Annotated in this window: 14 protein-coding genes; 4 read left to right on the top strand and 10 right to left on the bottom strand. The window is 65.0% G+C overall.

Features of this window, described 5'->3' with window-relative positions; genetic code table 11:
• Positions 1-78 precede the first annotated feature (78 nt).
• Positions 79-1131: a phosphate ABC transporter substrate-binding protein PstS gene (pstS, locus tag V1280_RS37565; protein ID WP_334535651.1), complete on the top strand. Its 1053-nt coding sequence runs from the start codon at positions 79-81 to the stop codon at positions 1129-1131.
• Positions 1132-1158: 27 nt separating this feature from the next.
• Here pstS and V1280_RS37560 read toward each other — a convergent pair whose 3' ends face one another.
• The 8 genes from V1280_RS37560 to V1280_RS37525 form a co-directional block, all read right to left on the bottom strand.
• On the bottom strand, positions 1159-2352 hold the full coding sequence (locus V1280_RS37560) for a CaiB/BaiF CoA transferase family protein (protein ID WP_334535650.1): 1194 nt from the start codon (positions 2350-2352) through the stop codon (positions 1159-1161).
• Between the two features lie 37 nt (positions 2353-2389).
• The gene (locus V1280_RS37555) at positions 2390-3601 is read right to left on the bottom strand and encodes an ABC transporter substrate-binding protein (protein WP_334535649.1); all 1212 of its coding nucleotides are present in this window, start codon (positions 3599-3601) and stop codon (positions 2390-2392) included.
• A gap of 190 nt (positions 3602-3791) precedes the next feature.
• A complete protein-coding gene (locus V1280_RS37550) occupies positions 3792-4487 on the bottom strand; it encodes an ABC transporter ATP-binding protein (protein WP_334535648.1) in 696 nt (231 codons plus the stop codon).
• On the bottom strand, positions 4487-5257 hold the full coding sequence (locus V1280_RS37545) for an ABC transporter ATP-binding protein (RefSeq protein ID WP_334535647.1): 771 nt from the start codon (positions 5255-5257) through the stop codon (positions 4487-4489). Before V1280_RS37545 ends, V1280_RS37550 begins: the two co-directional genes overlap by 1 nt.
• Positions 5254-6546 carry a branched-chain amino acid ABC transporter permease gene (locus V1280_RS37540; protein ID WP_334535646.1) on the bottom strand — a complete coding sequence of 431 codons (1293 nt, stop codon included), beginning with the start codon at positions 6544-6546 and terminating at the stop codon, positions 5254-5256. The genes V1280_RS37545 and V1280_RS37540 overlap by 4 nt, the downstream gene beginning before the upstream one ends.
• Positions 6543-7490: a branched-chain amino acid ABC transporter permease gene (locus tag V1280_RS37535; RefSeq protein ID WP_334535645.1), complete on the bottom strand. Its 948-nt coding sequence runs from the start codon at positions 7488-7490 to the stop codon at positions 6543-6545. The genes V1280_RS37540 and V1280_RS37535 overlap by 4 nt, the downstream gene beginning before the upstream one ends.
• A 118-nt stretch (positions 7491-7608) precedes the next feature.
• Positions 7609-8841: a branched-chain amino acid ABC transporter substrate-binding protein gene (locus V1280_RS37530; protein WP_334535644.1), complete on the bottom strand. Its 1233-nt coding sequence runs from the start codon at positions 8839-8841 to the stop codon at positions 7609-7611.
• A gap of 248 nt (positions 8842-9089) precedes the next feature.
• Positions 9090-10526, bottom strand: coding sequence for a lipopolysaccharide biosynthesis protein (locus tag V1280_RS37525; RefSeq protein WP_334535643.1), 1437 nt, complete (start codon positions 10524-10526; stop codon positions 9090-9092).
• Positions 10527-10814: 288 nt separating this feature from the next.
• Here V1280_RS37525 and V1280_RS37520 point away from each other — a divergent pair, with 288 nt between their 5' ends.
• Both V1280_RS37520 and V1280_RS37515 read left to right on the top strand, forming a co-directional pair.
• Positions 10815-11903, top strand: a complete 1089-nt coding sequence (locus V1280_RS37520) for a glycosyltransferase family 1 protein (RefSeq protein WP_334535642.1) — start codon at positions 10815-10817, stop codon at positions 11901-11903.
• Positions 11904-12003: 100 nt separating this feature from the next.
• Positions 12004-13071, top strand: a complete 1068-nt coding sequence (locus V1280_RS37515) for an endo-1,4-beta-xylanase (RefSeq protein ID WP_334535641.1) — start codon at positions 12004-12006, stop codon at positions 13069-13071.
• A gap of 12 nt (positions 13072-13083) precedes the next feature.
• Here V1280_RS37515 and V1280_RS37510 read toward each other — a convergent pair whose 3' ends face one another.
• Positions 13084-13875: a protein-L-isoaspartate O-methyltransferase family protein gene (locus V1280_RS37510; protein ID WP_334535640.1), complete on the bottom strand. Its 792-nt coding sequence runs from the start codon at positions 13873-13875 to the stop codon at positions 13084-13086.
• A complete protein-coding gene (locus V1280_RS37505; protein ID WP_334535639.1) occupies positions 13872-17336 on the bottom strand; it encodes an ATP-binding protein in 3465 nt (1154 codons plus the stop codon). Before V1280_RS37505 ends, V1280_RS37510 begins: the two co-directional genes overlap by 4 nt.
• 135 nt (positions 17337-17471) lie before the next feature.
• Here V1280_RS37505 and V1280_RS37500 point away from each other — a divergent pair, with 135 nt between their 5' ends.
• On the top strand, positions 17472-23909 hold the full coding sequence (locus V1280_RS37500) for an amino acid adenylation domain-containing protein (RefSeq protein ID WP_334535638.1): 6438 nt from the start codon (positions 17472-17474) through the stop codon (positions 23907-23909).
• Positions 23910-23923 lie beyond the last annotated feature (14 nt).

The following is a 23923-nucleotide window of genomic DNA, read 5'->3' as shown; positions in this document are numbered from 1 at the left end:
CAGATGCTTTTCATTTCCATTACATTTTTGTGACATAAACCACAGAGGCTCGCCGGGCGCGCTGCTAGCTTCGCGCCCATGATGAAACATCTCAGGCTCCCGATCGTCCTCACCGCCCTCGTCGTCGCAACGCAGAGCTTCGCTGCCGACACCACGGGCGCAGGTTCAACCTTCGTTTCGCCCGTGATGGCGAAATGGATCGACGCCTACAAGGCGAAGACCGGCAACACCGTGACCTATCAGGCGGTGGGATCGAGCATCGGCATTGGCTTGATCAAGAAGGCTACCGTCGATTTCGGCGCCACCGACATGCCGCTCGATCCCATCGAACTCGAGAAGCTCGGCATGATCCAGTTTCCGATCGTGATCGGCGGCGTCGTTCCGGTCGTCAACATCGACGGCGTCAAGCCCGGCCAGATGCATTTTTCGGGCGAGGTGCTCGCGGGCATCTATCTCGGCAGGATCAAGAGCTGGAACGATCCGGCCATTCGCGCCATCAACCCTGACGTGAGGTTGCCGAACGCGCCGATCACCGTCGTGCATCGCATCGACGGCTCCGGCACGACGTTCAACTGGTCGAACTATCTCTCCAAGGTCAGCCCGCAATGGAAGACATCCGTCGGTGAAGGCACTGCCATCGAATGGCCGGTCGGCCTCGGCGGACGAGGCAATGACGGTGTCGCCTCGCTTGTCGGCCTGGTGCCCGGCTCGATCGGCTACCTCGAATATGCCTACGCGCTGCAACGGCTCGACAAGATCTCGTTCGGCGCGGTGCAGAACAGCGCCGGCAATTTCGTCGTCCCCGACGCCGCGTCGTTCCAGGCGGCGGCTTCGAGCGCGGACTGGACGGCGGACAGGGATTTCCACCTCGTCCTCACCAACGCGCCGGGCGAGGATGCCTATCCGATCACGGCAACGACGTTCGTGGTGATGCCGAAGCAGCCGAAGTCGCCAGAGCGATCGGCTGCGGTCATCGCCTTCGTGCGCTGGTCGCTGGAGAGCGGCAAGACGCAGGCCGAAACGCTCAACTATGTTCCGCTGCCGCAGACCCTGGTCCAGCAGGTCGAAATGTACTGGCAGCAGAGCTTTGGACCGGCGACCATGACCGCGTCGGCCAGCAGCGAGCGATAACACTCCGCGTCAGTTGGCGCGCCAGGTTTACGGCGCGCCGACTGCCTTGTTCGCAACGAGCGTTTCGATCTCGGCATCGCTCAGGCCTGCTTCGCGCAACACCTCGCGCGAATGCTCGCCAAGGCGCGGCGCCATACGATGGATGCCGGCCGGGCTTTCGGAGAACTTTGTCGCGGGGCGGGCCTGGCGGATCCGCCCTTCCGTGGGATGATCGATATCCGCGAACAAGCCGACCGCCGCAAGATGCGGCTGGTCGCCGATCTCGGTGAGCCGGGCAAAGGCGGTGTGCGGCACGTCCAGCCGCAGCAACAGCTCCTCCCACTCCGCCGTGGTGCGGGTCGGCCCGATCTCGCTCATGCGGTCGTAGACCTTGTCGATGTTCTGCGAGCGCAGCACGGGATCGCGCACGCCGAGCTCGTCACTCAATTCGGGGCGGCCGACGGCCTCGAAGAAGGCGCACCAATTGTCGCCCGAATAGGGCAGCATCGTCAGCCAGCCATCCCTGGTCTTCACCGGACGCCGGTTCTTCATCCGCTTGTAGCCGGTCGGGCCGATCGGCGGATCGAACGCGTGGCCGCCGAGCATCTCGATGCTGTTGAAGCCCGCGATCGTCTCCAGCATCGGCACTTCCACCATCTGACCCTGACCGGTGCGCTCGCGCCGGAACAAGGCTGCCGACACCGCGCCAACCATCGCCATGGCGCAGATCTTGTCGCCGATCAGGCTCGGGACGAATTGCGGCTCCTCGTCCGATCCGATCGATGATGCCAGGCCCGACGCCGCCTGGATGATCTCGTCGAAGGCGGGCCGTGCCGCCCACGGGCCGTCCTGGCCAAAACCGGTCGCGGCGGCATAAATGAGCCGCGGATTGAGCCTTGCGCAGTCCCCATAACCGAAGCCGAGCCGCGCCATGGCTGCGGGGCGCACATTGGTGACGAGCGCGTCGACCGTCGGGATCAGCCTGGCCAGCGCCGCCTTGCCGTCCGGATGCTTCAGGTCGAGCGCGAGGCTGCGCTTGTTGCGGTTGACCGCCATGAACTGGCCGCTCATGCCGCGGTTCCGGAACACGCCGGTGTAGCGCCAGGTGTCGCCCGACGGCGGCTCGATCTTGATGACGTCAGCGCCCCAATCACCGAGCATCTGCGCGGCATAGGGTCCGAACAGAACGCTCGTCAGATCGAGAACGCGGGTGCCGCTGAGAGGGCCGGTTGGTGTCGTCATGTCTTCACTGCAGTTGGAGGAAGCGATCACGGTGAGCCTATTCGCCGAGGACGTCGCCGAACAGCTCCCAGGATTTTCCGTTGAAGCGCGCCATCTGCAATTGGCGGATCGGCGTCACCTGCTCGGCCGAGGTGTTGAGCTTGATGCCGGGCAGCAGCATCGGCAGCTCGACATCCTTGAAGGACTGCGCCTGCTTCATCAAATTGGCACGCGTGAGATCATTGCCGGCGCGCTGCAGCACCATCTCCATCATCTGCGCCATGGTGTAGCCGGTGACGTTGAAGATGTCGGCGGGATCAGCGCCGGAATTATAGGTCTTCATCCATTCGCGCCAGGCCTTCATGCCGGCATCGTTCTCCCAGCGCGGATCGCCGGGATCCTTCAGGAAGGCACCGGTGACGATGCCGACGGAATTCTCGAGCCCGGCCGGCGCCAGCACGGAGCCGACGGAATTGGAGACGGCGGGAACGATGATCTGCGGCTTCCAGCCGAGCTCGGCGACCTTCTTGATCGCTTGCGCTGCGAATTTCGGCGTGCACTCGTTGAAGAGAACGTCGGCGCCGGCGGCCTTGAACTGGACGATCTGCGAGTCGACGGTCGCGTCGGTCGTCTCGTACACCGCTTCCGACACGATCTGGTTGACGTGCTCGCCTAAGCCCTCCTTGAAGCCGGCGAGATAGTCGCGGCCGGGATCCTCGTTCGGCGTGATGACGGCAATCCTGGCGTCGGGCTTGTTCGCGAGAATCCACCTGGCGTAGATTCGCCCTTCAGTCCGGTAGGTCGGCTGCGAACCGGTGGTCCAGGGAAAATGCTGCGGATCGTTCCAGCGGCTGGCGCCGCTCGACGGGAACAGCTGCGGGACCTTCTTGACGTTGAGATATTTTTGCGCGGCGATGTTCGGGCCGGTACCGAGCATCGAGAACATCGCCAGGACCTCGTCGCTCTCGACGAGCCGGCGCGTCTGCTCGACCGTCTTCGCCGGCGAATAAGCGTCGTCCATGCTGAGAAGATCGACCTTGCGGCCATTGATGCCGCCCTTCTCGTTGAGCATCTTGAAATAGGCGATTTCGGCGCGGCCGATCGCCGAATAGGCCGAGGCCGGTCCCGAATAGGGCATGGTCTGGCCGAGCGTGATGCCCGTGTCAGTCGCGCCGGTGTCGTAGTTTCCGGCGGTCGCGGCGGAGGCAGCGCCCAGGACGGCAAGCAGAGCGACGGCTCCGCCGATGAACTTGAATGTGTGGCCGGGCATGCGCGGCATCTCCTTCCCTGGCAGAGTGCATCGACGCGCGGTCTCGCGAGGCCCCGGTCAACGTCCTCCACTTCTGTTCTTGGTTATCGTCGGCCGCATCGCTCGCGATGTCGGCGGCCGCGACGATACCTTGATTATCGGGCGTGAGATGTAGCGCAGAATACAGATGCGTATGCGCAGGCCGCAGCCGTCAGACTTCGAGCCATTCCTGCCGTACGGCGGCATTGGCCTTGAGCTCGTCCGGCGTGCCTTCGAACACCACGCGGCCGTGGCCCATGATGTAGACGCGCTTGGAGATGCGCATCGCGATCGACAGTTTTTGCTCGACGAGGAGGATGGCGACTCCGGCTTGCGCGATCCGCGCGATGAGATCGCCGACTTGCTGGACGATCAGCGGCGCGAGGCCTTCGGTGGGCTCGTCGATCATGATCAGATCGGGATCGCCCATCAGCGTCCGGCACGTCGTGAGCATCTGCTTCTCGCCGCCGGACAGCACGCCCGCGGCCGTGTCGGCGCGCGCGGCGAGATTGGGGAACATGTCGAGCATGTCCTGCAGCCGCCATTTGCCGGGACGGCGCGTGTCCTTGATGCCGAGCAGCAGGTTCTGCCGCACCGTCAGACTCGGGAAGATGTCGCGATGCTCGGGCACATAGCCGAGCCCGAGGTGCGCGATCTTGTAGCTGGGCAGGCCTGCGATGTCGTTGCCCTTGAAGCGGATCGTGCCTTGCGGGGCGACCTCGCCCATGATCGCCTTGACCGTGGTCGAGCGGCCGACGCCGTTGCGGCCGAGCAGGCTCACGACCTCGCCGGCGCCGACGTCGAGATCGACGCCCTGGAGGATATGGCTCTTGCCGTAATAAGCGTGGAGATCCCTGACCTCGAGCATCAGTGCGCTTCCTCGCCGAGATAGGCTTCCTTGACCTTCGGATCGCGCCGGATCTCTTCCGGCGTGCCCGAGGCGATGATGTGGCCGTAAACCAGCACCGAGATGCGGTCGGCGAGGCCGAACACGACGCTCATGTCGTGCTCGACGATCACGAGCGTCTTGCCCTCGGTCAAGCGCCGGATCAGCGACACCGCGCGGTCGGTTTCGGCGTGGCTCATGCCGGCGGTGGGCTCATCGAGCATGACGACGGTGGCGCCGCTCGCAATGGTGATGCCGATTTCCAGCTCGCGCTGCTCGGCATAGGTCAGGAGACCCGCCGGAACGTCGCGCCGATGGGTCAGATGGATGTCGTCGAGGATCTGGGCCGTGCGCTCGCGTACCTCGGGCAGGCTGTCGACATTCTTCCAGAACGCGTAGCGATGTCCCGTGGCCCACAGCACGGCACAGCGCACGTTCTCCCAGACGGTCATGCGCGCGAACACGTTGGTGACCTGGAACGAGCGCGACAGGCCGCGTCGGTTGATCTCGAATGGCCGCAGGCCCGAGATCAGGTCGCCATTCAGCTTCACCTCGCCCGAGGTCGGCGCAATGTGGCCGCTGATCAAGTTGAACGTCGTGGATTTGCCGGCGCCGTTCGGGCCGATGATCGCGTGGCGCTCACCCTTGGCGACGCTGAGATTGAGGTCGCGGATGATGCCGACATTGCCAAAACGCTTCTCGACGGCGCGGACTTCGATGGCTGCGGCCTTATTAGAATTCGCTCCGCTCATGCGAGATACCCCCGGTCACGCGCCACCGTGGCGGCGCGGTCCCACGCGTCCGCAATCCGCCGCCAGGTCAGCCGCGCGGCGAAAGCGCCACCGACAACAAGAACCGCGGCCGCGATCCATGTCACCGGCGATGTCGGATTGAAGGCAATGCCGAACAGGTTGATTGCGTCGCCGCCGGAGAAACGCGCGACGGTCTCGATCGTCAGGATCACGCCACAAGCCAGGGCAATCGTCGGCACGATCGCGACGAAATAGGACGGGATCACCGTCCACAGCGTGCCGGCGCGGATCAGCGGGCGATGCATCATCAAGAGGCCGGCAATGCCGCCCGGCGCATACATCACGATGCCGATGAAGATGATGCCGAAATAGAGCTGCCAGGCCGTGGTGAGGTTGGTCAGCCCGAGCTGGAGATAAGTGACAAGGATCGCACCTAAGATCGGGCCGAAGAAAAACGCGGTACCGCCGATGAAGGTGGAGAACAGCACCAAACCGGACTGGATCGCCCCAAGCAGCGCGGAGTTCGCGATCTCGAAATTGATCGCGGTCAGGCCGCCGGCGACGCCAGCGAAAAACCCGGCAAAGCAATAGGCGATGTAACGGACGACGTGAGGATCGTAGCCGATGAACTGGACACGCTCGGGATTGTCGCGGACGGCATTGCTGATCCGTCCCATCGGCGTGCGCGTCAGCGCGTACATCGCGATTGCCGACAGCACCAGCCAGAAGGCGATGAGATAATAGACCTGAAGCTGCGGCCCGAACGACCAGCCAAGCATTTTCGGCAGCGCGGTGCGGTCCGTGGTGATGCCGGACTCGCCGCCAAACACCGAACGCAGGATCAGCGACGAGGACGCCACCAATTCGCCGATGCCGAGCGAGATCATCGCAAACACCGTGCCGGCGCGCTTGGTCATGACCCAGCCGATGATGATCGCAAACACGAGGCCACCGAGGCCGCCGAACAGCGGAATGAACGGCAGCGGGATCGGCCAGCCATGCGAGACCACGGCATTCATCATGTGGCAGGCGGCGAAGCCGCCGAGGCCGTAATGCACGGCGTGCCCGAACGACAGCAGGCCGGTCTGGCCGAGCAGGATGTTGTAGGACAGCGCGAACACGATCGCGATGCCGATCAGGCTGAAGGATGTGAGCGAGCCGCCCGACGAGAAGATCATCGGCAGCACGATCAGCAGGACGATGCCGATCAGCCAGACGCCGTAGAAGCGCAAGGCTCCGCCGGCAGGATCCGCCGCCACCTTGGAGGTCGTTGTCGTCGCCGTGGTCATGATTCGCGCGTCCCCATCAGGCCCATGGGGCGAACGATCAGAATGAGCACCAACAGCATATAGGGCACGATCGGCGCGACCTGGGCGATCGTGACGTTCCAGATGTCGGTGAGGACGGACGGTCCCGTCGACGGATCGAGCGGCCCGAAGGCGCTCGCCAACGAGCCATCGAGCGCCACCGCGAAGGTCTGGACCAATCCGATGACGAGCGACGCGATGAAGGCCCCCGGCAAGGAGCCGAGGCCGCCGAACACGATGACGACGAACAGGATGGGCCCGAGCGAAGCAGCCATGTCGGACTGGGTCACCAAAGCGGGACCTGCAATGACGCCGGCCAGGGCGGCCAGCGCGCTACCGACCCCGAACACCGCCATGAAGACGCGCCCGACATTGTGGCCGAGATGCCCGACCATGTGCGGATGCGTCAGCGCCGCCTGGACGATGAGGCCGACGCGGGTACGTTTCAGCACGATCAGCAGCGCCACGAAAATGATGACCGACACGGCCAGCATGAAGATCTTGTAGGCGGGATAGTTGGTCGAGAAGATCGTGAAGGCCGGGAAATCCAGCAGCGCCGGCACGCGATAATCGAGCGGGCTCTTGCCCCAGATCATCGAGACGATCTCTTCGATCGCAAAAGCAAGACCGAAGGTCAGCAGCAGCTCGGCGACATGGCCGTGCTTGTGGGTGTTGCGCAGACCGTAGCGCTCCACGGCCATGCCGATCGCGCCGACCAGCAGCGGCGCCAGCACCAGCGCCGGCCAGAAGCCGATCCACTTGGTGAGCTGGAAGCCGAAGAAGGCACCGAGCATGTAGAAGCTGGCATGGGCGAAGTTGAGCACGCCCATCATGCTGAAGATGACGGTTAAGCCGCTCGACAGCAGGAAGAGCAGCATGCCGAACAGCACACCGTTCAGGGTCGAAATGACAATGAGTTCAAGCACAGCGCACTCATGAATATCCGGGGCCTGATGGCCCCGGTGAACATCGCCCAATCAAAAAACGTCCGGCTGCCGTCACCCGCGGCCAATGATGGCTACGGGACAACGACAGGCTTCGTGATTACGGCCGCGCCATCTTGCAGGTCGTGGAGACCATGGCCTGCGGCGTGTCGATCCTCGAGACCAGGTGCCAACCCCAGCCGGTGCTCTCCTCGTCGAACGGCTCACTCTCGGTCAGCTTGCCGAAGGAGGAGATGTAGATCGGCTGCAAGAACTGATGATCGTCCTTGCGCATGATGCCCTGGCCACCATCGAGAACCTCGAACTTCAGGTCCTCGAGCGCCGCCGCCACCTTCACGGGGTCGATCGAGTTGGCCTTCTCGGCTGCCGCCTTGAACATCCGCATCTCATTGACCGCGCGCGGATACCACAGCGACAGATTGACCTTGGCGCGGAACGCCTTCTCGTAGTCCATCGCAGCCTTGTTGCCCGAATTCGCAAAGCCTTCGGTGATCTGGAAGACCTGCCCATCGAGACCGGTCTGCTTGATCGCGGTCGGGCCACCGGCGCCGCCGGCATAATAAGTGTACCAGTTGACCTTCAGTCCGGCATCGGCCGCGGCCTTGAGCAGCAGCGCAAAATCCTGGCCCCAATTGCCGGTGACGACGCTGTCGGCGCCGGACGCCTTGATCTTGGCGATGTAGGGCGAGAAGTCCGTGACCTTCAGCAGCGGATGCAGCTCGTCGCCGACGATCTGGATGTCGGGCCGCTTGGCTCCGAGCATCTTGCGCGCATCGGTGCGGACGGACTGACCGAACGAATAGTCCTGGTTGATCAGGTACACCTTCTTGATGGAGGCGGTGTCCTTCATGTAGTTGGTGAGCGCTTCCATCTTGATGTCGGAGCTCGCATCCCAGCGGAAATGCCAATAGCTGCACTTCTCGTTGGTCAGGCTCGGATCGACGGCGGCGTAGTTGAAGTACAGGACTTCCTTGCCGGGATTGCGCGAATTGTTCTTGGTGACGAAATCCGACAGCGCCGCGCCGACCGACGAGCCATTGCCCTGGGTGATGTAGTGAACCCCGGCGTCGATCGCCTTCTGGGCCTGCACCAGGCTCTCCTGCGGATTGGTCTTGTTGTCGAGCGGGACGACCTCGATCTTGTGGCCGAGAATGCCGCCCTTGGCGTTGAGCTCGTCGGCCAGATACTGGAATGTCTTCAAACCACCCTCGCCGACGCTGGCGCCGCCGCCGGAGAGCGGATCGATATAGCCGATCTTGAGAGTGTCCTCGGCCGACGCTGCATGACCGAGCATCGGGGCGATCACGGCAATGGCCAAAGTGAGCTTGCGCATTATGTGTTTCCTCGCTGGCTATCGACTTTAGTCGATGGGCTCTTTTGCGCATGTTGCAGCGCAATTTCAGCCCTCTTATGAGCAGAACGAACTTTGCTTTTCAAGCGCAACAGGACATGGCTCCAGCCGCCGCTATGAAATGTGATGCGGCTGCCCATCTCGTCCGCAGCATTCCGCGACAAGGAATAGAACGCAAGGGGGAATTTTTGCGCGGCGGGTGTTGCCTTACGAGGCGCCTCGTCAGGCGGTCAGACGCCGAGCGCCTTGCGGTTGAACGTCCGCAGGAAGCGCAGCGACAGCGTCCGCACGTTGGCAACATTCAGCAGCCAGGCTGCGGCGACATAGGCGAGGCCGCCCGCAACGCTCACGATGATCAGCGCCACAAACCCGGTGCCGTTGACCTGCGACCGCGCGACAAGGATGGCGCCCGCCATCGCCGCGGCCGACGCCGCAACACCGGCGAGCCGGTTGACGTCGAACGGCACGGGATGGGCACGGTGCATCAGCACGACGGCGACGACGAAGCCGATCGCCTCGGTCGCGAGAGTCGCCAGCGCCGCACCGTAGATGCCGTAGCCCGCGACCAGCGCGAACATCAGCGCCACGCTCACGACCAGCGTGAGGAACGACTGCGCCGCCAGCATGAACGGCCGCTCGGCAAGCTGGAAGCTGATCTGCACGTAGAATTGGTTGGCGATGCCGAAGAAGCGGGCGAGCACCAGCGTCGGCAGCAGCGCCGACACGCCGGCGCGGAAATCGACACCGACAAGCGTGCCGGCGACCTGATCCGCCGCGAGCGCAAGCCAGACCGCGACGGGCGCGACGACGACGAGCAGCAGTTCGAGGCTCTCGGTCAACCGCTCCCGCGTCGTGTCGTTGTTCTTCTCCGACAGCGAGCGGAACACCAGCGGCACGGTGGCCGCGGCAACGCTGCCGGCGATCATGACCATGAACTGACGCGGCAGGTCGGCGGCGACACCGAAAATGCCGGCGGCATCCTTGCCGAGCAGCCAGGCGACCATGAGCCGGTCGCTGGTCGAGTAAAGCGCGACAGAAAGGCCTGCCAGCGTCAGCGGCAGGCCATAGCGCGCGAGTTGCGTGAACTGGCTGCGTGAAAAGCGCGCAATCCTGGTGTGATCGCCGACGAGATTGAGAACGATGCCGGTGAGCGAGCCGAGGCCGAACGCCGCGAGCAGGCCCATGCCGCCCCAGCCGAGCCAGATCCCGAGCAGGCCGAAGCCGACGCTCGACACGCTGCGCACGATCGAGATCGCCGCGAAGCGATAGGGGCGCAGCTTGGCGCGCTCGAACTCCTGGCCGACATCGACCGCATTCGACATGATCGCGACGAACATGCTGGCGAGCACCAGCTCGACACTGACGTCGCTGCGGAACAGGAACACCAGCGGGGTCGCGGCGCACATGGCCACGACCGTCAGCGCGAAGGCGACCATCGCCGTGCCGCGAAAATCGACCTCCGACGACATCGCCTGGTAGCGAGACACCGACAGCTTGATCCAGACGAAGAAGATCGCCCCCAGAATGCCGGCAATGCTGGTGCCGACGACATAGACGCCATACTCCGCCGGCGTCAGCAGCCGCGTGTAGGCGGTGACCGCGAAGAAGCCCACCGCCGCAGGCAGGATATGGGCGACGAGATAGATGGAGAAATGGCGATTCAGCATGCGTGCACGGGACCGGCGGCCTTGAAATCGAACGGCCGTTAATCAGTTGGACCTTGGCTTGACGATCAAAGGCTTGACGTTCAAGGCTTGGCGATCGGACTGCGCCGCAGCATCTCCCAACATAGTCATTTAAGTCTGCAGATCGGCCGCCGAATGGGGCGGGCCCACCGGTTTCGCGCGTTAGCGTTAAATTTGCCCTGTCCTTGAACGGGCCGCCGCGATCACCGAAAAGAAACCATGATTTCAAGACGTCGCCCGACGTTTGGTTAATGCGTGGACGTGACTAAGATGGACGTTGTCGAACGTATAAGGGCCAACCCGAGCTCCCTGCCCCATGGTGGGACGGATGCGTCCCTGGTCCCGGCCGCCCCGGCGGACGGGGGCAAGCGGATGACGCTCAATTTGTTCTTCGAGGAGCGTGACGACCGCTGGTTTCCGGGCGATCGCCACGTCCGGCCGCTGGTGCGGCGGATGTTGCTCGGCAAATCCTGGATCAGCGGCCAGCGCCGCGTGTTCCTCAATCTCTGCGCCGGTTTAGACCGGGTCGGCATCCCTTACCGCGTCAACGATTACGGCTACATCCGCGAGCACCCGGAGGAGCTCGCCTGCATCATCGGGCGCCCGTTCGTGCTCGACTGGTTCGCGTGGAAGAACCCGCTCCTGCTCGGCGTTGTCATGTACAACCATCCGATTGAAGTGCCCGAGCGTCACCGGGACCTGCACGAGAAGACGATCCTGGTGCCCTGCAACTGGTATGCGGAGATGTGCCGGCCATACTGGCCGCATGTCGAGGTCTGGCCGGTCGGCATCGAAACCGATTTGTGGACGCCCACGCCGGCAGCGCAAAAGAGCGTCGACGTGCTGCTCTACGACAAGGTGCGCTGGGAGCATGACCGCTACGCGAGCGAGCTGATCGAACCGATCCGCCGGCATCTCGAAGCGAGCGGCCGCTCGGTCGAAGTGATCCGCTACGGCCATTACAAGGAAGACGACTACAAGGCGGCGCTGGCGCGCTGCCGCAGCATGGTGTTCCTGTGCGAGCACGAGAGCCAGGGCATCGCCTGCCAGCAGGCGCTGTCCAGCGGCGTGCCCGTATTCGCGTGGAATCGCGGCGGGCCGTGGCGGGATCCGGAGTATTTTCCGGACAGGGTGAGATACGAAGGCGGCGTGTCCTCGGTGCCCTATTTCGACGCACGTTGCGGCCGCATGTTCATCGACGCGGCCGGCTTCGTCTCCGGCTGGAGCGACTTCTGGTCGCAGGTCAGCGCGGGCGACTTCGCACCTCGCGATTATGTGATGGACAATCTGACGCTCGAAAAGGGCGCGCTTCACTATTACGGGATCGCTGAAGCGGTGATGCAGCGTCACGCGCGCTGACAAGACGGTTCGCGAAAGTTAACCCAACAGCAGGAAACCGCGGCGTCGCAAGGCGCCGCTTGGTACATTGGCGCGTTGGTTCCGAAAGGACGGCCGCCACGTGATGAAGCTCGACAGACGCGAATTTCTCCTCGGCAGCGCCGCAACGCTCGCAGCGGGCGCATCGGCGTCAGCACTGCCGGCGTCGAAACTTGCGCAGCGCCGTCCTGGCTATGGCGCCGCCGCCACGCTCTGGGACCTGCAGGCTGATCCGCGGCTCGGCGAGGCCATCAGCACCTATTGTACCCAGGTGGTGCCGGTGCTCGAGCTGAAATGGCCGATGCTGCGGCCGGATGCGCACACCTTCGCCTTCGAGCGCGCCGACGCCATCTATGATTTCGCAGTGAAGAATGACCTGACCATGCGCGGACACACGCTCGCCTGGTATCACGACATTCCGGACTGGACCAAGCAGATCAGGGATTCGAAAGGCGTCGAGCGCGCCTATGTCGACCACATCAACACCGTCGTGTCCTATTACAAGGACAAGCTGACCTCGTGGGACGTCGTCAACGAGCCCATTCCTGACAATCCCAAAGGCGTCACCGACCGGCGCGACACGTTCTGGACGCAGCATCTCGGCGATCGCTGGATTCCGCTCGCCTTCCGCACCGCGGCCGCGGCCGATCCGTACGTCAAGCTCGCGATCAACGAATACGACATCGAGTCGGCGAAGGACTCGTTCATCGCCAAGCGCGCCGCCTACCGCAACCTCATCATGAGTCTGCTCGACCAGGGCGTGCCGCTGCACGCGGTCGGACTGCAATCGCACCTGCATGCCGAGCTCGAGATCGATACCCACGGGCTCGCCGAATTCGTCACCGAGCTCCGCGCATGGGGCCTGGAGGTCTACGTCACCGAGCTCGACGTCGACGATCAGAAGCTGACGGGAAGTCCGGCGGAGCGCGATGCCATCGTCGCCAAGCGTGTCGACGATCTCTTGACGGCGATCGCGACCAGCGGACCGGTGCGCTCGATCCTGACCTGGGGCATTTCCGATCGTTACAGCTGGATCAATGGCTTCGTCAAGCGCCCGGACAAGCAGCCGAACCGCCCGCTGCCGCTCGACGGCGAGTTCAAGCCGAAGCCGTTCATGGACGTGATCAGCAAATTCACGAAGGACCTGTGAGGGCTGAGAGCCCTAATCCGACGGCAGCCCCTGCGCGATACCGCGAAAGCGCAGCGGCGCCAGTGACGATGCCCGCTGCCACCAATCGGCGACGCGATCGTCGAGCGCCGTCACCCCGCGGCCCCGGCCGGGAAAGATCCGGATCTGCTGCACAGCTTCGGCCTCGAATCCCTTGCCCTTGCGCGTGATCTTGAGGGCAGCACCTTCGCGGTCCCGCTGCGTCAATGGCACCAGCAAGCGGCCCCGCGCGCGGAGCGATTGAAGCCAGAGCGGATGCGGATGCGAGAATCCGGCATGCACGATGATCACATCGGCCGGCTCGCTGATATCCAGGCAGCCGTCGCCGTTGATGATTTCGACATTCCGATAGGCGCGAAGGTAAGCCGCGGCACGCGCCGCGAGCCGCTCGTCGCATTCGATCGCCTGCACCCTGCCCTTCGGGCCGACGATCTCCGATAGAATCGCCGAGAAATAGCCGAGCCCGGAGCCGATCTGGACCACGCGGTCCTTCTCCCCGACGCCGAGCAGATCGATGAAATGCGCCCACAGGCTCGGCAGTCCAGTATCGAGCTTGCGGCGCGCATCGATCGCGACCAGCACATTGTCATAGAGATGGACGGGGTCGGCGTCAGGAGTCAGACGATAGCTGCGCGCCGCCTCGCTCTTGATACGCCAGGGTCCCTTCGCCAGAAAATTTTCGCGCGGGACGGCTGCGAGCGCTGCAAGCAGACGCTGCGAGGAAAGACGTTCCCGCCTCGCAATCAGCTCGACGTAGCGCCCACGCGCGGCGGGAAGATCGCTCATTTCACCGGATCGGCCTGCTGACGGACGGGCGTGTCCCCACCGATCTCATGCACGAGCTGCATGGCCTGCTTCAGGTCCGGCGTCAAAAATCCCTCGTTGAACTTGCCGACGATCGGCACGAGCAACAGATTGGCGTGTTCGCGCTTGCCGGTTTCGTGCGACAGCCTTGCGAGGCTGACGGCAGTTCTGAGCTCCCAGGACAGCGCACCCTGCTTGCGCGCCGTCTCCAGCGACAGGCCGAACAGATCCTCCGCCTCCTGCACCGAGGCCGGATTGCCGTCCGACAAGGTGATCTCACCCTGCAGGCGATAGACCTCGGCCAGGTAGGAGTGATCGCCTGTCCGTCTTGCGGTCGCGAGCGCACCGTCCAGCGCGCGCAAGGCGGCATCACGCATGCCGACCTTGGCATAGGCCTCCGCCAGCAGGCAGCGGAACCAGCAGCCGGCGAGCCAGGAATCCATCGCCTCGTATTCGTCGAGGCCGAAGCGCATCTGGCTGATGCCTTCGTCAGCCTCGCCGAGCTGCGCCAGCGCCCAACCGCGCAGGATCGCAGCCTGCTGCTTCCAGTGCAGGAAATTGTGCTCGGTGGCGATGATCATGGCGCGGTTGGCGTGGTCGCGCGTGCCCTCGATATCGCGCAGATGCTGGCAGAGGTAGGCGCCGAACACCAACGCGAAGGCGAGCGAGAAAGGATGGCGGATCTTCTCTGCATGCAGGATCGCCTGCTCGCTGTGCTGCCGCGCCGCGTCGGGCTGGCCGAGGAACCAGAGGAGATAGCCGAGATAGGACAGCGAAACGACTCCGGGATCGGTGCCGTGCCGCTCCATCAGGTCGGAGTGCAAATCGGGGCTGTAGAGATTGATGCAGCGGTGCAGATGATGCTGCGCGGCGGCGAAGCGCCCGCGATAGAGCATGGTCATCGCGATCGAGCGGTGCGCCTCGATCAGATAGCCGGTCTGCTGCGCGGGCTGCGCCTGCTCGTTCAGCCGCTCGCGCTTGGCGAATTTCAGCAGCTCGACGCTGAGATCGTGCGCGCGGGTGAGATCGGCGCGGATGAAATGGCAGACCCAGAGCCCGCGGGTGGCGGCAAAGGCCTTTTCGTCGTCGTCGAGCTGCTGGCCAAGCTCGAGGGCGCGGATGTAGTTCTCCTCGACCTCCTGCACGGCATAGCCCTTGGCGGCGATCAGCGCGTTGCCGAGCGCGATCCGCAGCTCGAGCTCCATCTCGTCGGCGCCCTGCATACGCGCATTGGCCTGCACCACGCTCAGGCCCCGGCGCAGATGGCCGATCGCCTCGAGATTGGCGCCGCTCTTGGCCGCCTGCTTGCCGGCCTTGAGCCAAAAGCTCGCCGCGCCCTCGCTCTGGCCGGATTCGGTCAGATGGTGGGCGAGCAACTCCGGCTCGCGCTCGGTCTTCTCCGGATACATCTCGGCGAGCACCTGGGCGATGCTGGCATGCAGCTTGCGCCGCTCGCTGTGCAACAGGCTCGCATGCGCCGCGTTCTGGATCATCACGTGCTTGAAGGAATAGAGCGCGTCCGGCGGATGGCCGCGCCGCATGATCAGGCCCGCCTCCTCAAGGTGCGTCAGCGCCGCCTCGATCTGCTCCGCCGGCGTGTTGGCGACCGCGTGCAGGGTCTCGTAGGAGAACTCGCGGCCGATCGTGGCGCCGATCTGCGCGATCCGCTTGAACGGCCCCATCCGGTCGAGACGCGCCATCAGCGAGTCCGTCAGCGTCGCCGGGATCGCCAGCTGCCGCCACGGGCCCGACAGCACGTAGCGGCCATGCCGCTCGGTCAGGAGGTTGGATTCGAGAACCGTCTTGGTCAGCTCCTCCAGGAACAACGGCACGCCGTCGGTCTTGACGATGATCTCCTCGACGACCTCCTTGGGCAGCTCGCGCCCCGCGACGCGCTCGACCAGCATGGTGCGCAACGGCCGGCTGAGCCGGTTCAGCACGAGGGTGGTGATATGTGAATGTGCGTTCCAGCTCGGCTGGAATTCGGTGCGCGCGGTGATGATGGCGAGGATCGGCCGGTTCTGCACCCGTTCGACCAGAAGATCGACCACCTCGCGGGAGGTCGGATCGATCCAGTGCAGATCCTCAAAGACCATCACCAGCGACATCTCGCGGGCGAGGCCCAGGAAGTGGTTGACCAGCGCTGCGACGGTCGCGTCCTTCTGCTGCTGGGGCGACAAATCGAGCGGCGGATAGCGTTCCCCCGTCGGGATCGACAACAGCGCGGCAAACAGTGGTGCCACCTGCTCGATATCGCCTTGGGCGGCGGCAATCGCATTCTCCAGGCTGGTCAGCGACAGCGCGGACGCGTCTTCGCGGTCGAGACCGAGGGAGAATTTGAGCTGCTCGGAGAACGGATAGAACGCGGTGGAGGTGTAGTAGGGCGAGCACTGGAACGAAACCTGTCCGTGCCGGTCGCCTGCGATCCGCTCGAAGATTTCCTGGGTGATGCGCGACTTGCCGATGCCGGGCTCGCCGAACTTGACGACGACCTGGCCGTCGCCCTCCTTGACCTGCTGCCAGCGCCCCATCAGCAGCGCGATTTCCTCCTCGCGGTTGACGAGCGGGGTCAGCCGCGTGCCCATGGCAGCCGCAAAGCGGGTCTCCACGCGCGTGGCGCGCACCACATGCCAGGCCTGGGTCTTTTCAGAGATGCCCTTCAGCGCATGGGCGCCGAGATTGCGATAATCGAACTTCCCCTTCAGCAGCGATTGCGTCGAGGCGGAGATCACCACGCCATTGGGCGGTGCCAGCGCCTGCAGGCGCGCGGCCAGATTGACGGTCTCGCCGACCGCGGAATCGCGCTCTTCGGTGCCCTGGCCGACGAGATCGCCGACCACGACGAGGCCGGTCGCAATCCCGATGCGGACGGCGGGCGCGTGGCTGAGCGCGCCGCGCGGCTCGATCGCGCGCGCCGTCGACAGCACCCGCACGATCTCTAGCCCTGCGCGCACCGAGCGCTCGGCGTCGTCCTCGTGCGCAGTCGGGTAGCCGAAATAAACCAGAATGCCGTCCCCGACGAAGCGGGCGGCGAAGCCCTCGTAATGCTTGACCACGCGCACGCAGGTCTCGCGGAAGCTTGCGATCATGTCGCGCACGTCTTCCGGATCGAACTGGGCGGAGAGCGCGGTGGAATCGACCATGTCGCAGAACATGGTGGTGAGCTGACGCCGCTCGGCGCCGACCTCCGTGCGGGTCGGCGGGTGCGCCGGCGCGACCGGCGCCTCCGCCGTCTCGGCCTGGAATAGCGCGGCCATCGCCCGCTGCAGCCGCTTGCGATCGCCGAGCGGCAATCCGAGTTCGGCAAGATCAGCCTCGGTCAGGTCTCCCATGACGTCGAGATCGAGGCGGTGCTGCGCGAACAGATCGGTGTAGTGACCTAGACCGATGCCTTCGAGCCAGCGCTTCAACCCGACTTCAGTCCCCGGCTCTTTCTCCAGCATGGTGATCCCGCCCGACACTCCCCCCGCCGAAAGGCTTAAGGTCCCTCAACCACAGATTTTGGGGCCAAAACTTCACCTCAGACTGGACGCGTTCCCTAACTCTTGGGAAGAATAGCCCAATCAGATCAAAAGGGAATGGCGTTGTCGGAGATTGCATCCGAGGCGGGAGAGGGATCGGCAGGCGCGGGCGCCGAAACCAAGACGTTTGCCGATATCGGCGGTCTTCTCGCCTTCCACGCGCGAACGATGCCGGCGGCGCCCGCCCTGCTCGCCCCCGGGCGGCCGCCGCTGACTTACGGCGCGCTCGGCGCTGGGATCGCGCATCTCATCCAAACGCTGCGCGGGCTCGGCATTGCACCTGCCGACCGCATAGCTGTTGCACTGCCGCGCGGTGCCGACAGCGCACTGGCTCTCATCGCGGTCGCATCAAGCTGTGCCTGCGTCCCCGTCAACCCGGACCTGACGGCGGATGAACTGCAACGCTATTTCAGCGAATTGAAGCTGACGGCGCTCGTCACCCGGGCCGACATGAACTCACCAAGTCGTGACGTCGCCAGGACGCTCGATATCGCGGTGATCGACTTCGTGCCCGGACCGGAGACGGACCTTGGCGGCTGCGAGTTCGTGGGCCCGACAATTGGTCCGGCCTGTACGAACGGCGCTGCCCGCGCCGAGGACGACGCGTTCATCCTGTTGACGTCGGGCACGGCGGCGCGACCGAAAATGGTGCCGCTGACGCATCGCAATGTGTGCCTCTCCGCGCAAAATGCCGGCCGCGTGCTGTCGCTCACGTCGCAGGATCGCCTGCTGAATGCCCTGCCGCTGTTTCACGCCCATGGCTTGATCTCCGGACTGCTCACGGCACTGGCCGCCGGCTCCAGCGTGATCGTGACCGGCGGTTTCGACGCACCGTCCTTCTTCGGCTGGATGCGGGATCTGCAGCCGACCTGGTACACGGCGGTGCCGACCATTCATCGCGCGCTGCTGACAGCCGCGGAAGCCAACCCGGAACGCGTCCGCGCGTCATCGCTGCGCGTGATCCGCTCGGCCTCGTCCTCGCTTGCGCCCGCGATCCTGAACGGACTGGAGACGATGTTCGGCGTGCCCGTGCTGGAAACCTACGGCATGACGGAAGCGGCCTCGCAGATTGCCGCCAATCCGTTCGACCTGCGCAAGATCGGATCGGTCGGCCGTGCCGCTGGTCCTGAGATCGCCATCATGGACGAGACCGGCCGCGTGCTTGCAAGCGGCGAGCGTGGCGAGATCATGCTGCGCGGGCCGAACATGAGCCGCGGCTATTATAATGACGAGGCTGCGACGCAGGCCGCATTTCGCGACGGCTGGTTCCGGACCGGCGATCTCGGCTATCTCGATGCCGACGGCTATCTGTTCATCGTCGGCCGCATCAAGGACGTCATCAACCGTGGCGGCCAGAAGGTGTCGCCGCTGGAGGTGGAAGAGGTGCTGCTGGCCCACCCCGCGGTGCTGGAAGCCGGCGTCTTTGCCATTCCCCATGCAAAACTCGGCGAGAACGTCGCCGCCGTCGTGGCGCTGCGGGAAAATTCCGAGGCGACCTCAGATCAGCTGCGCCAGTTCGCACGCAAACGTCTGGCCGCCTACAAGGTGCCAAGCCTGATCCGCAACGTGACGGCGCTGCCGAAAGGTGCCAGCGGCAAGGTCAGGCGCAACGCGCTGGCTGACCTGATTTCAGCGGCTCATGATGACGACGAGACGCAGCTGCCGCGCAACGATCTGGAGACCCAGCTCGCGGAGATTTGGGCCAACCTTCTGGAGCTTCCGAGAATAGGCGTCGATCAGGACGTCTTTGCGCTCGGCGCGGACTCGCTCGCGGTCACGCAGATGCGCTCGCGCCTGCGCGAGCGTTTCAACGTCGATTTCTCGTTCGAGGACATCTTTGATTGCGCCACGGTCGGCGCTCTCGCGGCCCGGCTCGAGACCACGGCGCATCGCGATCCGACGCTGCCGGCATGGCGCCCGGAGGCTTCCGAAGGGGACGCGCCGCTGTCGTTCCAGCAGCAGCGGATGTATGTGCTCTCGCGGCTCGATCCGACGCGCTACAATTATAACGTGGTCGAAGTCGCGCTGCTCAAGGGGCAGGTCGATATCGCTGCGCTACAGGCGAGCTTGGCTTCGATCTGCGCGCGCCACGAGGCGCTGCGCTCGGTCTTCGTCGAACGCGAGGGCGAGCCCGTGCAGCGTGTGCTTCAGGCGCCACCGCAGTTCGAACGGATCAAGCTAAGACCCTGCCCTCCGCACCGACGGGCTGCGGTCGTCAGGCGCGAGGCGCTCAAGCTGGCGCAATATCCGTTTGATCTCGCCCGCGAGCCGCCGCTGAAGGTCACGCTGCTCTCGTTCGACAAATCCAGCCATGCGCTGGTGGTCAACGTCCATCACCTCGTCACCGATGGCTGGTCACAGCGGCTGTTCTGGGAGACGCTCGCCGCGGAATATTCCGCCGCGCGCAAGGGAAGCGTGACGGCGCTGCCTTCGCCCGGCTTCCAGTACCGCGATTTTGCACGCTGGCAGCAGAGCTGGGCGCAAACGCCGGCGGCAAGGGAGCAGCTCGATTATTGGCGAACACAGCTCGACGGCGTCACCACACTACCGCTGCGGACCGACCGGCCACGGCCGGAAGTCTGGAGCGGACACGGCGCCCGTCACTATTTCGAATTCTCAAAGACCCTTTCGGCCGACATGCGCGCGCTGAGCCAGGACCAGGGCGTGACACCGTTCATGGCGCTGCTCGCGGTGTTCCAGTGCCTGCTGTTCCGCCATACCGGGCATGAGGATGTCGCGACGGGCTCGCTGATCGCGAACCGCAACCAGATCGAGAGCGAGCGGCTGATCGGGCTGTTTGCCAATACGCTGATCCTGCGCAACGATTTCGGTGGTGATCCGACCTTTGGCGAGCTGCTGCGGCGGGTGCGCCAGGTCACGCTCGATGCCTATCGCAACCAGGACCTTCCGATCGAGGAAGTCCTGCGCGCGTTGCAAATCGCGCGAAGGAGCGACGGCAATCCGCTGTTCCGGATCATGTTCATCCTCCAGAACGCATCGATCGAGGCCGCGCACTTCCCCGGCCTGTCGACGCGCCGGCTGGAGATCGACCCAGAAGTCGCGCGCTTCGACATTACGCTCGAGCTGGTCGAGGCCGAGGGCCGCTTCAGCGGCTTCTTCGAATACGCGACCGATCTGTTCGACGCAGGTACGATCGAGGGCATGGTGGGTCAGTTCAAGACCCTGCTCAAGGCCGCCATCGCCAATCCCGAGCAGCGCATCTCGCGCCTGCCGCTGCTCACCGACGCCGAACGCCGGCTGCTGCCGACGAAAGGCCGGCCGGCCAATTTCACCACGCGCGGCAATCTCTGCGAACGCTTCGAGCGGCAGGCGAAGAAGACGCCGAACGCCGTGGCGATCTCAGACGGTCGTCTGTCCCTGAGCTATCGCGAACTGGCACGCCGCAGCCAGGCGATCGCGCGCTGGCTCACGCGCGAAGGCGTTGGCGCCGAGAGCGTCGTCGCCTTGTTAGCGGAGCGTGGGCCCGACCTGCTCGCCGCAATGATTGCGGTTCAGCGCGTGGGCGCGGCCTTCCTGAACCTCGATCCCGAGCAGCCACCGGCAAGGCTCGCAACCATCCTCGGATCCAGCTGCGCAACCGTGCTGCTGACAGGGCGCGCGCAGTCCGCCATGGTCGACGCGCTGCTCGAGCCGCTGGTCGCGCGCATCCAGGTCGCCGAGATCGAGGACGCAATCGCGCTGGACTCGACCAAGCCGGCCCGCGCGGCGCGGCGCGCAAGCGCGAGCCTTGCCTATCTCATCTATACGTCCGGCTCTTCCGGCGCGCCGAAGGGCGTCATGATCGAGCAGCGCGGGCTGTCGAACCATCTAGCGTCGCTGATCGCCGAGCTCGGCCTCACGGCCAGGGACGTGATCGCGCAGACCGCTCCGCAGAGCTTCGTGATCTCGGTCTGGCAGTTCCTCGCCGGTCCCATGGTCGGCGCACGCGTCCATGTCTGCGGCAATTCGGTCGTGCAGGACCCTATGCTGCTGGCGCGGGAGATCGACCGCGAGGGCAGCACCGTGCTCGAGATCGTCCCCTCGCTGCTCCGGGTCATCCTCGAACGTCTCGACGAAGCGCCGATACTGCGCGCCTTTGCGAAGTTGCGGCTGCTGATCTCGACCGGCGAGCCGCTGCCGGTCGAGCTCTGCCGCGCCTGGTTTGCCCGCTGTCCGAAGGTGCCGCTGATCAACGCGTATGGCGCCTCGGAATGTTCTGACGACGTCTCCCTGCACCGGCTGACCAGAGCGCCGGACACGGCGACGACCAATGTCCCGATCGGAGCGCCGCTACCCAACACCCAGCTCCATGTGCTCGATCCCAATCTGGAGCCGCAGCCGACCGGCGTGGTCGGCGAGCTCTGCATCGGCGGCGCCGGCGTCGGCCGCGGCTATGTCAACGATCCCGCCCAGAGCCGGCAGCGCTTCATCCCCGATCCGTTCGTACACCGGCAAGGCGCGCGGCTGTACCGCACCGGCGACCTCGCCCGCCGCCGCGCCGACGGGACGATCGAATGCCTCGGCCGCGCCGACCTTCAGGTCAAGGTCCGCGGCTATCGCATCGAGCTCAAGGAGATCGAGGCTGCGCTTGGCGACCACGCAAGCGTGCGCGCCGGCATCGTCGAACCGCGCCGCGACGCCAATGGCGATGTCAGGCTGATCGCCCATGTCATTGCCGGGGCCGATAGCCAGATCAGCGCCAGCGAATTGCGCGACTTCCTCAAGAGCCGGCTGCCTGTTCATGCGATCCCGTCGGCCTTCCTGTTCCTGGATCAGGTCCCGCTCAATGCTCATGGCAAGCTCGATCGCTCCGCGCTGCTGGCGCCCGCGCAACAGGAGACCGCCGGGACGGAGGCCGCCGTGCCGGCCCGCCGCTTCACCGAAAAGGTGCTGTCCGACATCTGGATCGATCTGCTGAAGGTCGAGAGCCTCGGCGTCACCGACAATTTCTTCGACCTCGGCGGCCATTCGCTGCTCGCCGGCCAGGCGATGGCGCGCGTGGCCCGTGCGCTCGGGGTGTCGCTGCCGATCAAGACCATCTTCGAGGCGCCGACGATCGAAGAGCTCGCCCGGCGGGTCGACGAGGCCGTGGCCGCGAAACTGCAAAAGCCCGCGGCCGGCGTGCCACGTCTGGCCGACAGCGGACCGCCCACACTGTCGATCGCGCAGGACCAGATGATGCGGATCGAGCAGAACCTGCCCGATCTGCCGCTGTTCAACCTGCCCTTCGCTTTCCACCTCGAAGGCCCGATTGATCCGCGCATGCTGGCGCAGGCCATCGATGACATTGTGCGCCGCCACGAATCGCTGCGGACGGCGTTCGGCTGGAATGGCGAGGAGCCGGTCAGCCGCATCATCGCGCCCGCCGCGCTCGGTCCGGTCCTGACCGTCGAGACCATCGGCGACGGGCGGCCCCACAACAACAAGCGCCGCAAGGTGCTCGAGCGCAGGAAGATCGAGCTCCTGATCGCGCAGGAGACCTATACCCCGGTCGATGCCGCGCGGGCGCCGCTGCTACGGGCTCGGCTGCTGCGGCTGCACGCCGAGGATCACATCCTGCTGCTGACATTGCATCATGCCATCGCCGATGGCTGGTCGATCGGCGTCCTGTTCGAGGAATTGTCCGCCCGCTACGCCGCGCTGGCGGGCCATCCGTCGGCGCCCCTGCCAAAGATGCCGCTCGCGTTCTCCGACGTCGCACGCTGGCAGCGCTGGTGGTGCGGCACCGAGGCGGCCCGCCGCCAGGCCGCCGACTGGACCGAGACTTTGCGCGGTTCAGCTCCCCTGTTTGACGGCGAAGCGCGGCCGGGCGCTTCGACCGGCCATCATCCGCTCGGCCTGGAGCGCGACCTGGTCGCCCGGCTCACGGCCTATGCGCGACAGCACAACGCCACGCTGTTCATGTGCCTGCTCACCGGCCTCAAGGCTCTGCTGCTGGCGCGGACCGGACGCACGGACATCTCGGTCGCGACCGCCATGGCCAATCGCGCCCAGCCGGACACCGAGGGGATCGTGGGTCCGTTCGAAAACACCGTGATCGTCCGCAGCCGAATCACGCCGGATCTGTCGTTCACGCAGGCCTTGGGCCGCGTGCGCCAAAGCGTGCTCGAGGCGCATGCCCGGCAGGAGCTGCCGTTCAACATCCTGGCCGACCATCTGGAGCAGGAAGGCATCGATCCGGCTTCGCTGCTCCAAGTCTATTTCACTCTGCAAAATCCGCTGCGCCAGCCGCTTGACCTGCCCAATGTCGCGCTGCGATCGATCGGAAACGTCGCGCGCGAGGGCCAGCCGGTGCTGCCGGTCGACCAGACCTGGCTGTCGCTGATGCTCAAGGAGCGCCCGACCGGAATCACAGGTTCGTGCAATTACAAGGGCGAGCTGTTCGACGGAGCCGTGGTCGGCGCGTGGATGGAGGATCTGGTTGCGCTGCTGGGAGCCGCCATGACGCAGCCGAATACGCCGCTCGATCGGCTGCTCGCCCGCCGGGCGGCATGACCCGCTGTACAAGC

The sequence above is a fragment of the Bradyrhizobium sp. AZCC 2230 genome (assembly GCF_036924495.1).
Taxonomy (GTDB): Bacteria; Pseudomonadota; Alphaproteobacteria; order Rhizobiales; family Xanthobacteraceae; genus Bradyrhizobium; species Bradyrhizobium rifense.
Note: the sequence above shows the minus strand (reverse complement) of the source record. Positions and strands in the feature narration are given on the sequence as shown.